This is a genomic window from Sinomonas gamaensis, assembly GCF_005876955.1.
Lineage (GTDB): Bacteria > Actinomycetota > Actinomycetes > Actinomycetales > Micrococcaceae > Sinomonas > Sinomonas gamaensis.
The window spans coordinates 1-10046 of record NZ_SSCL01000030.1; the positions used below are offsets into that span (position 1 = coordinate 1).

Annotated in this window: 9 protein-coding genes and 2 pseudogenes; 8 read left to right on the forward strand and 3 right to left on the reverse strand. The window is 66.2% G+C overall.

Features of this window, described 5'->3' with window-relative positions:
* The 6 genes and pseudogenes from E5679_RS20545 to E5679_RS20570 form a co-directional block, all read left to right on the forward strand.
* A pseudogene (locus tag E5679_RS20545) lies at positions 1 to 224 on the forward strand (sugar phosphate isomerase/epimerase); the annotation flags it as partial.
* Positions 221 to 919 carry a ThuA domain-containing protein gene (locus E5679_RS20550; protein ID WP_138419388.1) on the forward strand — a complete coding sequence of 233 codons (699 nt, stop codon included), beginning with the start codon at positions 221 to 223 and terminating at the stop codon, positions 917 to 919. The pseudogene E5679_RS20545 and the gene E5679_RS20550, both read left to right, overlap by 4 nt.
* 50 nt (positions 920 to 969) lie before the next feature.
* Positions 970 to 2052: a Gfo/Idh/MocA family protein gene (locus E5679_RS20555; RefSeq protein WP_249336269.1), complete on the forward strand. Its 1083-nt coding sequence runs from the start codon at positions 970 to 972 to the stop codon at positions 2050 to 2052.
* A 276-nt stretch (positions 2053 to 2328) separates the two neighbouring features.
* Positions 2329 to 3654, forward strand: a complete 1326-nt coding sequence (locus tag E5679_RS20560) for an ABC transporter substrate-binding protein (protein WP_138419392.1) — start codon at positions 2329 to 2331, stop codon at positions 3652 to 3654.
* Positions 3655 to 3726: 72 nt separating this feature from the next.
* A complete protein-coding gene (locus E5679_RS20565) occupies positions 3727 to 4701 on the forward strand; it encodes a carbohydrate ABC transporter permease (RefSeq protein ID WP_138419394.1) in 975 nt (324 codons plus the stop codon).
* Positions 4698 to 5585 carry a carbohydrate ABC transporter permease gene (locus E5679_RS20570; protein WP_138419396.1) on the forward strand — a complete coding sequence of 296 codons (888 nt, stop codon included), beginning with the start codon at positions 4698 to 4700 and terminating at the stop codon, positions 5583 to 5585. The genes E5679_RS20565 and E5679_RS20570 overlap by 4 nt, the downstream gene beginning before the upstream one ends.
* A 108-nt stretch (positions 5586 to 5693) precedes the next feature.
* Here E5679_RS20570 and E5679_RS20575 read toward each other — a convergent pair whose 3' ends face one another.
* Positions 5694 to 6488 carry a hypothetical protein gene (locus E5679_RS20575; RefSeq protein ID WP_138419398.1) on the reverse strand — a complete coding sequence of 265 codons (795 nt, stop codon included), beginning with the start codon at positions 6486 to 6488 and terminating at the stop codon, positions 5694 to 5696.
* The gene (locus tag E5679_RS20580; RefSeq protein WP_249336270.1) at positions 6485 to 7558 is read right to left on the reverse strand and encodes a Gfo/Idh/MocA family protein; all 1074 of its coding nucleotides are present in this window, start codon (positions 7556 to 7558) and stop codon (positions 6485 to 6487) included. Before E5679_RS20580 ends, E5679_RS20575 begins: the two co-directional genes overlap by 4 nt.
* A gap of 81 nt (positions 7559 to 7639) precedes the next feature.
* Here E5679_RS20580 and E5679_RS20585 point away from each other — a divergent pair, with 81 nt between their 5' ends.
* On the forward strand, positions 7640 to 8272 hold the full coding sequence (locus tag E5679_RS20585) for a TetR/AcrR family transcriptional regulator (RefSeq protein ID WP_138419402.1): 633 nt from the start codon (positions 7640 to 7642) through the stop codon (positions 8270 to 8272).
* Positions 8273 to 8394: 122 nt separating this feature from the next.
* Here E5679_RS20585 and E5679_RS20590 read toward each other — a convergent pair whose 3' ends face one another.
* Positions 8395 to 9615, reverse strand: a complete 1221-nt coding sequence (locus E5679_RS20590) for an ROK family protein (protein WP_138419404.1) — start codon at positions 9613 to 9615, stop codon at positions 8395 to 8397.
* Between the two features lie 105 nt (positions 9616 to 9720).
* Here E5679_RS20590 and E5679_RS20595 point away from each other — a divergent pair.
* Positions 9721 to 10046 (forward strand): annotated as a pseudogene (locus E5679_RS20595) (xylose isomerase); the annotation flags it as partial.

Genomic DNA, 10046 nt, shown 5'->3' on the forward strand with positions numbered 1-10046 from the left:
GGGACTTCGTCACAGCGGGGCACGGCCACGTCCAGTGGGAGCCGATCTTCCGCACCCTCAACGCGATCGGGTACGAGGGGCCCACGAGCATCGAATGGGAGGACGCCGGGATGGACCGGCTCATCGGTGCGCCGCAGGCGCTCGCCCTCGTTCGCGGCCTCGCCGAGATCGCACCGCCCGCCGCGGCCTTCGACGCGGCCTTCAGCAGCAAAGGAAATCAGTGACGACGACGAAGAGCGCCCTCGTGGTGCGCGGCGGCTGGGATGGGCATCAGCCCGTCGAGGCCACCGACTTGTTCATCCCGCACCTCAAGGCGAACGGCTATGAGGTGCGGGTCGAGGAATCGCCGAAGGTCTATGCGGACGCCGAGTACATGGCAGGCGTGGACCTGGTGATGCAGTGCATGACGATGTCCACGATCGAGAAGGACGAATTCGCCGGCCTCCGGGCCGCCGTCGAGAACGGCACGGGTCTGGCCGGCTGGCACGGCGGGATCGCCGACTCGTACCGGAACACCTCGGACTACCTGCACCTCATCGGGGGGCAGTTCGCCTGCCATCCCGGCAAGCACCCCGACGAGCGGACGGGCGAGCAGTCGGACAACTACGTCCCGTACACCGTGAACATGCTCCCGGCAGCTGCGTCGCATCCGATCACCGAGGGGATCTCGGACTTTGACCTCGTGACCGAGCAGTACTGGGTGCTCTCGGATGACTACATCGACGTCCTTGCCACCACCACGCAGAAGGTCCGCGAGTGGGACCCGTGGCATCGCGAAGTCACCTCCCCCGCCATCTGGACGCGCGAATGGGGCAAAGGCCGGATCTTCGTCTGCACCCCGGGCCACCGGGTAGAGATCCTTCAGGACCCCAACGTCCGCACCATCATCGAAAGGGGCCTGCTGTGGGCGAGCCGATGAATTCGCCAATGCCGATAGATTCGGAAAAGCCAATAGATTCGGAAAAGCCGATGAACATCGGCATTGTCGGGTGCGGGAAGATCGTGAGCCAGTACCTGGAGAGCTTCCGCCGGCTCGAGGGGGTCCGTCTGGCTGCGGTCGCAGACTTGGACCCGGAGCGGGCTCAGGCCGTCGCAGAGGAGTACGGGAACGGCGTACGCGCCTTGAGCGTGGAGGAACTCCTCGCCGCCGACGACGTCGATCTCGTGCTGAACCTGACCATCCCGGCGGCCCACGCCGAGGTCGCCCTCGCCGCGATCGCCGCCGGCAAGGCCGTCTACGGGGAGAAGCCCCTTGCTGCCACGACCGGGGAAGCCCGGAAGGTCCTCGAGGCGGCTAGGGAGGCCGGCGTCGTCGTGGGCTGCGCCCCGGACACGGTGCTCGGGACTGGGATCCAGACCGCGCGGAAGGCGATCGACGACGGCGTCATCGGCGCCCCGGTGGCGGCCACGGCGACGATGGTCACCCCGGGGCACGAGCGCTGGCATCCGAACCCGGATTTCTACTACCAGCCGGGCGGCGGCCCGCTGCTGGATATGGGCCCGTACTACGTCTCCGCCCTGGTGACCCTGCTCGGACCGGTCGTCTCGGTGGTCGGAGCAGCGAGCCACACCCGGTCGGAGCGCACCATCGGCTCCGGGCCGAGGGCTGGGGAGAAGGTCCCCGTCACGGTCGATACGCACGTCACCGGGGTCCTGGTGCATGAGTCCGGGGTGCTCTCGACCCTCGTCATGAGTTTCGACGCGGTCGCGACGACCTCCTCCAACATCGAGGTCCACGGGCCGCTGGGCACGCTCGCAGTGCCGGACCCGAACCACTTCGACGGCGACACCCGCGTCTACCGCCTCGACGGCAGCGAGTGGGAGACCTTGCCCGTCTCGGCGGGGTACGCGGGCTCAGGGCGCGGGTACGGGATCGCGGACCTCGCCGCCACTCCCCAGGGGCAGGAGCCCCGCGCGTCGGGGACGCTGGCCTACCACGTTCTGGACGTCATGGAATCCCTTCTGGACTCCGCCCACACTGGCAAGGCCGTCGCCGTGGAAAGCCGCGCCGACCGCCCCGCGCCCGTCCCCCTGACCGCCAAGCAGAGCTGATCGAGATGTCCTCTGCACTTCAGTATGGTGACTTTTCATCTTTTGCTTGCGCACCGTCAAAAGTCCTTCTAGGCTCACATGTGAAGCGGGTCACGCCTTCGCAAACGGGTGAAAGGTGAATGCCGACGAGAACTTAGATCCGCAGGCCGACAGGATTGCTCCGCTGCAAGAAGGTCTGGTTATTCCACAAAGGTGTGCGCGGAGCGCATTTCTCATCTCAACGAAGAGGACGGATTGTGCGGCATTGGCCGCCGAATCCATTGGAAGGAGTCATCAATGAGCGCCAATTCGGTTACGGGCTCGAACTTCAGCCGCCGCGGCTTCCTTGGCCTGGCCGGCGCCGCAGCATCAATCCCGCTCTTGGCCGCGTGCAATGCAGGAAGCTCTGGCGGGGGCGGCAGCAGCAAGCCGATCAAGTTCTGGAACATGCCGTGGGGCAACACCTCGTTCAACCCGCTCGACAAGAAGATCACCGAGGCGTACAAGCCGGCGAACAACCTGCCGCCTGCGACCTACCAGGAGATCCAGTGGGCGAACTTCACCCAGACGTTCTCCTCCGCAGTCGCGTCCAACACCGGCCCGGCAGTGAGCTCGGGCGGCGGCACCCAGGCGTTCCAGTTCGAGTCGCAGGGCGCCATCGCGTACGCGGACAACCTGCTGAACAGCTGGAAGAACAATGGGCTGTACAACGACTTCCTGCCCGGCCTCCTCGACGCGATGAAGGTCCCGAAGGGCTACGCGGCGGTTCCGTACAACCTCGACATGCGCGTCCTCTGGTACAGCAAGCCACTGCTTGAGCAGGCCGGGGCGAAGGTGCCGACGGACTGGCAGTCCTACCTCGACACCTGCGCCGCGCTCAAGAAGATCGGCGTCTACGGATACGGCACGAGTGCCGGTGCCGGCAGCTTCACCGGCGGCCACATCCTCGTGAGCTGGATGATCAACAACGGCGGCGGCCTCTTCGATGAGAAGCAGCAGCCGAACTGCGTCACCCCGGAAAACATCGACGCGATGAACTTCGTGCTCGAGCTCGTATCGAAGGGCTACATCGATCCGGCGAGCCCCACGTACACGAGCGCAAACGCCCAGGCCCAGTGGAAGGCGAAGAAGTACGGCATGGGCTTCGACACGGCCGGCCTCGCGCAGAACGTGGGAGGGGATGCCCTCAACGATCTCGCCGTCGCCAGCCCGCTCACGAGCCCCAACGGGAAGAAGGGCGCTCTGTTCTTCCCGAACAACATCATGATGTACAAGAACACTCCCAGCCAGGAAGGCTCCGAGGCGTTCCTCACGTACTACTACCAGAACATGTCGCCGCTCTGGACCCAGGCCACCGGCATTGGGCTCCCGCCGCTGAAGTCGATCACGCAGACGAAGGAGTTCCAGGCGAACGCCAACAACGTCAAGGTGATCAACGAGTGGCAGCCGATCGCGAAGACCTGGGCGGCCCCGGGCGGCACAGCGCTGTTCCTCGGGGTCACGACGGTTGACGGCACGCCGGCGATGGACACCTTCACCCAGTCGATCCTGGGTGGGAAGACCGATGCCAAGTCGGCCCTGACGACTCTTCAGAACTCCATCAAGGCGAACCTGAAGTCGTAGCCACGACGAGTGGGTCCCCCGAGAAGCTTTGGGGGACCCGCTCGGCCTATCGTCGCCAGAGAAAGAGAAGTAATGTCGACAAGCTCCATCGCCGACCGCATGGGTCGGGCGAAGCGCGGCGTCGGTGTCTCCGGCACCGGCCGTCAGGGCGGCCCGAGAAAGAACAAGAGTCTTCGCGCCAAGACGTGGACCTACATCATCTTCACGGCCCCGGCGCTGATCCTGCTGCTGCTGATCAACCTCTACCCGGTGATTTATGCGGCATATCAGTCCCTCCGAAATGGCACACTGATCGACGCGGGGGATTTCGTCGGTTTCGCCAATTACGTCAACACCCTCGTAGCGGGCAACATGACCCCCGCCTTCTGGCAGGCGGCTCTGTTCACGCTGATCTTTACGTTGGTCGGTGTCTTCGGCAGCTGGGCGGTCGGCCTCGTGCTCGCGCTGCTGCTGCGGACCCGCATACCGGCTCGGGGCCTGTTCAAGGTCCTCCTGCTGCTGCCCTGGATTGTGCCCGTCGTCGTGTCGGCGTTCTCGTGGAACTGGCTTGTGGCAACTCCCCAGAGCCCGTTCCCGATGCTTGCCCAGGCCCTCGGGCTCGGCAACGTGCTCTTCCTCGCCGATCCAACCCTTGCGAAGGTGACCGTCTGCGTCTTCAAGGTGTGGATCAGCTTCCCATTCATGATGATGATGATGAGTTCGGCGCTTGCAGCCGTAGACAACAATGTGTACGAAGCGGCCAAGGTTGACGGCGCGGGCAGTTGGCAGGTCTTCAGGGAGATCACGCTTCCGCTGATCTCGCGCTCGACCTACATCAGCTGGATTCTGATGACCATCTTCTGCGTCAATGATTTCCCGACGATCTTCCTGCTGACGGGCGGCGGACCCGTGGGCTCCACCACGTCGCTCGTGGTTCTCGCGTACCGCACGGTGTTCCAGGACTTCCAGGTCGGCCCGGGTGTTGCGATCGCCTTCATGACCACCGTTGTCCTGATCGTGGTCTCCGTAGTTCTTTACCGTCAGATCCGAAAGGCGAGCATCGAATGAGCGTCGAAACCGTACGTGCTTCGGCTCAGTCCGTCCCACGTGAGCCTGGTTCCCGGCGACGCGGAATGCAGGAAGCCGAGCTGCGCGGGCGCTGGTGGCGCTTTCTGCTCATCCTGATCATCACGGCAGTCGTCCTCGTGCCGATTGCGGCGATCTTCCTCCTGTCGCTGCAGCCTTCTCTTGGCAGCACCACGACGTCGGAGTACACGTTCGAGAACTTCACGAACATCTTCAGCCAAACGGGCGTGTTGACGTGGCTGAACAACAGCCTGCTGGTCACCTTCGTGACGGTGATCGTCTCGGTGGTCGTGGCGGCCCCCGCGGGCTACGTGCTTTCTCGGGGGCGCAACAAGCTCGTGTCGGGGTTCTCGCTCGTGCTGTTCATCGTGCAGTCCCTCCCCGTCGTCACCGCGGTGATCCCGCTGTTCATCCTGTTTGCGCAGCTCGGACTGGTCGACACCCTTCTCGGCATGATGATCATCTACGTCGGGGCGACCATGTCCGTGGCTATCTGGATGATGGCCGCCTACTACGACTCCATCCCGATCGCTTTGGAAGAGGCGGCCTGGATCGACGGCGCTTCGGTGGCGGGTGGCTTCGTCCGGGTGGTGCTGCGGAATTCGCTCCCGGGCATCCTCTCGACGGCGGTCTTCGCCTTCCTGCTGTCCTGGAACGACTATCTGGTGGCACTCGTGTTCCTGCGCTCGAGCGAGAACTACGTGTTCCCGGTCGGCCTGGAGACCTTCTTCCAGCAGAACGCCACTGCGTGGGGGCCGGTCGCGGCCTGCGCGGTGATCATGATGCTTCCACCGATCATCATGTTCGCCGTCCTGAACAAGTACTTCAGCGTCGGCGGTATCGGCGGCTCGCTCGCCGGACGGTGACGTTCGGATAGCCAGAAAACAGCAAGAAAAAGTCAGCAATACATCGAGGTCTTCAGCGTGGGTGGCGGTAAAGCCGCCCCCGCTGAAGACCTCGACGTCTTTGCTGACCTAGTTTTCTGTGACGAGGGCGGCGTCCTCGGCGAAGGCGGCCAGATCGTCGCAGGTCTGGCCGGCCTCAACGAGGTCGTGCAGCCGCCGCCACGCTGCCCGGTGCGCGGACTCCCACAGGGTGGGAAGGAGCGTAGCTCCCTCCGGTCCGGAGACAGTCACCTTGCCTGGCGCCGCCGTGCCTGCTCCGGGAAGGCCGAGAGCGACGGCATGGCGGGGTTTGATGATGCGCAGGGTCGCCGATGCGGGGATGGCATTCGTGAGGATGGCGGTGAGGGTGGCCTGTGCGCCGCCTGCGAGTTGGGCAAGTGCGTCGTAGCCGTGCTCGTTCCGCCGTGCGTAAGCAAGGCGCACCACGGGGTCCACCGCTGCGCGGATGAGCGCCAACTGCGCGAGCAGAACCTGATCGAGGTCAGCTCCGGCGGGAGCATTGACGCGCGCCTCGAGAAGGCTGTTCTCGTCGTTGTGCGAGGCAAAGTGGGGTGCGGAGGCGGCAACGGCCGGATTGTGCGCCCACTCCGTGTCGATGACGACCGGCACGCCCTGCGCGTTCGCCCGCTCTCTGAGCGCAGCCACATCGGCAGGGGAGGGACTGATAACCATGACGCCGCGCGCTCCGGAGGAGATCGCAGCGATTGCCCTCTCCGCCCAGCCGCCGTCGCCGGCGATCGCGACAAGGGCGGCTGCGCCGTCGTCCGATGGGTGGAGCGAGACCGGCAGGGAGGCCACCACCTGTGGGACCGCGCCGGTGGAGTCGGCCTCGGGGGAGGAGGTGACGGTGAGTTGCTGGGTCATACGGATGCCTCTTTCGTGAGAGCTGTCGCGTCGCGGACGGCAGTCGAGGCCTTGTCGGCGACGTCAAGGGCGAAGGTGAGGTCGTGGATGAGTTCGGTGACGTCCAGCGGAGCCGCCTTGCCGCTCGCGAGGTCGGCCAGATACCGCCATTCGGCTTCATAGCCGTTGTATGCGTATGGTCCGTAGACCTCGGACTCCCCGCCGTGGCTGATGGTTGCTGTCGCCGAACCTGCCTGGACATAGGAGGGAGTGAAGTCGATGCGGAGCGACGTCGTGTCGCTGACGGCCTCGAAGATCCACTCCGGTTCCCAGCTCTCGGTGTTGATGCCGAAGATCTGGACGTTCCGATCGCCTATGCGCAGGTTGACCAGATAGCCGGACGGGTCCGGGACCTGGCAGGAGAGGACTTCGAGGTCGGTGAAGTCCGGGCAGAAGGCGCGGACGAGCGGCAGATCGTGGATTGCCAGCCCCATGATGCCGCCGCGGACGATGCCGGCGGCGACCTCGGGGTCGTGACGGTTCTGCCGCTGCCGCTCGGGACGGGTGATCACTTCCGTGGCGAAGTCCTCGAAGCGTGGATTGGGCGGCAGGACGATCGAGTAGCGGATGGTGTGCGCTGTCTCGACCAAATCGCCCCAGTGTTCCTTGGCCGCTAGCCATCCCGGATCGAACGTGTGCATCGCGCCGACAATGATCGGGACGCCGGTCTCCCGGGAGACGGCGGCGATCTGCTCGGCTTCGGCTTGGCTCATCGCGAAGGGCTTTTCGCACAGAATGGCGCGCTTCCCCGCTCGGCAGGCCGCGATGACCTGCTCCGCGTGGAATTGATGGGGGCTGCAGATGACGACCACCTGGACCGCCTCGTCGGCGAGCAGCTCGTCCATGCTGGTAGTCCAGCCGGCGCCAACCCTCCCGGCCACTGACTCCGCGATCTGCGGGTCCACGTCCATGATCTTCGCGACGTGGAACACCTCCCGCAGGCGGGAAAGAGTGGGCAGGTGGATCGCCTGCGTGACGGGGCCGGCGCCGAGCATGCCGACGCCCAAGGTTGATGTTTTCGAAGGGTTCACGGTTTCTCCGTCCATGTGACTCGGACAACAACTCAAAGGTATGTAGTGATTTACCTTTAGCGCAAGGGTAGGCTCCCGGTCATGACCTCCTCGCTCAGCCTTCCGAGTCCGCGCAAGCGGGGTCCTCGCGGCCCGTACAAGAAGGGGATCGAGCGTCGGCGCGAGGTCGTCGCCGTCGCGATGGAAGTCTTCGGGCACCACGGCTTCAAGGGCGGCACCCTTCAACAGGTCGCGGACCGAGTGGGACTGACGCCAGCGGCAATCGTGAAGCTGTTCGGCAGCAAGGAAGCACTGCTGATCGCCGTCCTCGAGCACTGGGACGTCGTGACCTCGCAGGTCATGGGTTCCCCGCACCGCGGCTACGAGCTCTTGGGCGCCTTCAAGAAGCTCATGCACTACCACGCCCACCACCGCGGCCTTCTCGAGCTCTATACGACGATGGCGGCCGAGGCGACCTCCCCGGACCATCCCGCCCACGACTTCATGACGGCGCGCTACAGGTCCGCGCTCGCCACGATGCGCCAACTCTTCCGGGAGGCCGTCGAGGATGGCCACTTCCGCCCGATGGCCGAGGACGAGGTCGCCGGCGAAGCGGAATGGCTGCTCGCCACCATGGACGGGCTGGAGATCCAGTTCCTGCTCAACCCGGCCTTCGACCTCGAGCGTTCCTTCGCCGCGTTCGTCGACCGCCTCGTCGCTCGGCTGTCTGTCTAGCGATCCCAAGCGCCCTTGGCCCGGCGCCCTTTCCTGCATATGGCGCTCTTGCCCGCTCATCCGCGCCGGGCCCGCCGCGGATGAGCGGCTGAACCGCGGCTGTGCGCGAGGCAGGGGCGCGGTCAGGCCAGCAGCGCGTAGGGTGCAGCCAAGGCCCGCCGGAGTGCAGCGCCGGCCGCGCCCCTGAGGGCCGCCGTCGTCCCCAGCTCTGAGAACGCGACTGCCTCCTGGGCGATCACCCCCGGGGCGAAGCCGTCGAGGCTGCTGAGCAGTGCTGGGCGGATCCAGCCCGAGAGGGCCGCGAAATGCCCCCCGAGGACGACGGCGGACAGATCCACGACGCGAGCGGCGGAGACGACGGCGATCCCCAGGTAGTGCCCGGCGCGTTCGACGGCGGTGATCGCCTGTGCGTCGCCAGCCTCAAGGGCGGCCTGCAGCGCGGCCATGCGCGCCGCCGTCGTACTTCCTCCATCGGTGATGCCCGCGGCGGCAAGGATGGCCTCCTGGCCGGCAACGGTTTCGAGGCACCCTCGGCCACCGCAGGAGCAGCGCCTCCCGCCGGGCTCGACGACGACGTGCCCCACCTCGCCCGCGTGCCCGCCGGGGCCCGCGAAGAGCTTCGACCCCATGACGAGTCCCCCGCCCACGCCCACCTCGCCCGAGACATACAGGTACGCGCCGAACGCCGACCCGTGGCCGTACCAGAGTTCGGCGAGGGCGGCGCTGTCGGCCTCGTTGGAGAGGGCGACGCCGAACGGCGCTTCGGGGGCCAGCTCGCCGAGGGCGGGGGAGAGGCTGGCATCGCGCCACTCGAGGTTGGGTGCGGCGAGCACCACGCCGCGCGCGGGGTCGACGAGGCCGGGGACGGCAAGACCGCCGCCGAGAAGCGTCATTCCGGCGTCCATGGCCGCAGAAGCGCAGCGCGCCGCGAGCCCGGACAGCTCGCCGAGGACTTCGCGCGGAGCCCGCCCGCGGTTGGGTGCTTCTGCGACCTCGTGAAAGTGCAGGTTCCCGTGCAGGTCCACGGCGCCCACGGCGAGATAGTCGACATTGAGCTCGGCACCGAGCGCGACGGGCCGCGACGACAGCGCGAGGCCCACGCCGGGCCGCCCGCGCTCGCCGGCCCGGGTCACGCCGAGTTCCTCCACGAGCCCCGTCTCGAGCAGCTCCGACACGAGGCTCGAGACGGACGCCTTCGTGAGTCCGGTGGCGGCGGCGATATCGGCTCGCGTCGCGCGGGTGTCGGGGCCGATGCAGCCAAGGACGAGGGCCAGGTTTCGCCGACGGACGTCGCCGACCCGGCCGGGCGCCATCGTCAGCCCGCCGTCGCGGTCGCGCATCATGTCCCCTCTCGGAAAACCATTGACCAAGTTCATCATGACCCATATAGTTCAGGACACATACTAATTCTTCTTCCGTTCGGAAACTAGCCCGATGAGGTGCCTGTTATGACTCTGACCCCTGCCCGTGAGGACAAGTTCACCTTCGGCCTGTGGACGGTGGGCTGGACGGGGAATGACCCGTTCGGCGTGCCGACCCGGGCGGATGTGGATCCGGTGGAGGCGGTGCGCCGGCTGGCGGAGCTGGGCGCGTACGGGATCACGTTCCACGACAATGACCTGGTCCCGTTCGGGGCGAGCGCGCAGGAGCGGGAGCTGATCCTCAAGCGCTTCCGGGGCGCGCTGGAGGAGACGGGCCTGAAGGTGCCGATGGTGACGACGAACCTGTTCAGCCACCCGGTGTTCAAGGACGGCGGGTTCACCTCGAACGACCG

Bases quoted from the DNA above. Each gene is read 5' to 3' on its own strand.
- E5679_RS20555 (WP_249336269.1), top strand. From the start codon at position 970: ATGAACATCGGCATTGTCGGGTGCGGGAAGATCGTGAGCCAGTACCTG.
- E5679_RS20560 (WP_138419392.1), top strand. From the start codon at position 2,329: ATGAGCGCCAATTCGGTTACGGGCTCGAACTTCAGCCGCCGCGGCTTC.
- E5679_RS20565 (WP_138419394.1), top strand. From the start codon at position 3,727: ATGTCGACAAGCTCCATCGCCGACCGCATGGGTCGGGCGAAGCGCGGC.
- E5679_RS20570 (WP_138419396.1), top strand. From the start codon at position 4,698: ATGAGCGTCGAAACCGTACGTGCTTCGGCTCAGTCCGTCCCACGTGAG.
- E5679_RS20575 (WP_138419398.1), bottom strand. From the start codon at position 6,488: ATGACCCAGCAACTCACCGTCACCTCCTCCCCCGAGGCCGACTCCACC.
- E5679_RS20585 (WP_138419402.1), top strand. From the start codon at position 7,640: ATGACCTCCTCGCTCAGCCTTCCGAGTCCGCGCAAGCGGGGTCCTCGC.
- E5679_RS20590 (WP_138419404.1), bottom strand. From the start codon at position 9,615: ATGATGCGCGACCGCGACGGCGGGCTGACGATGGCGCCCGGCCGGGTC.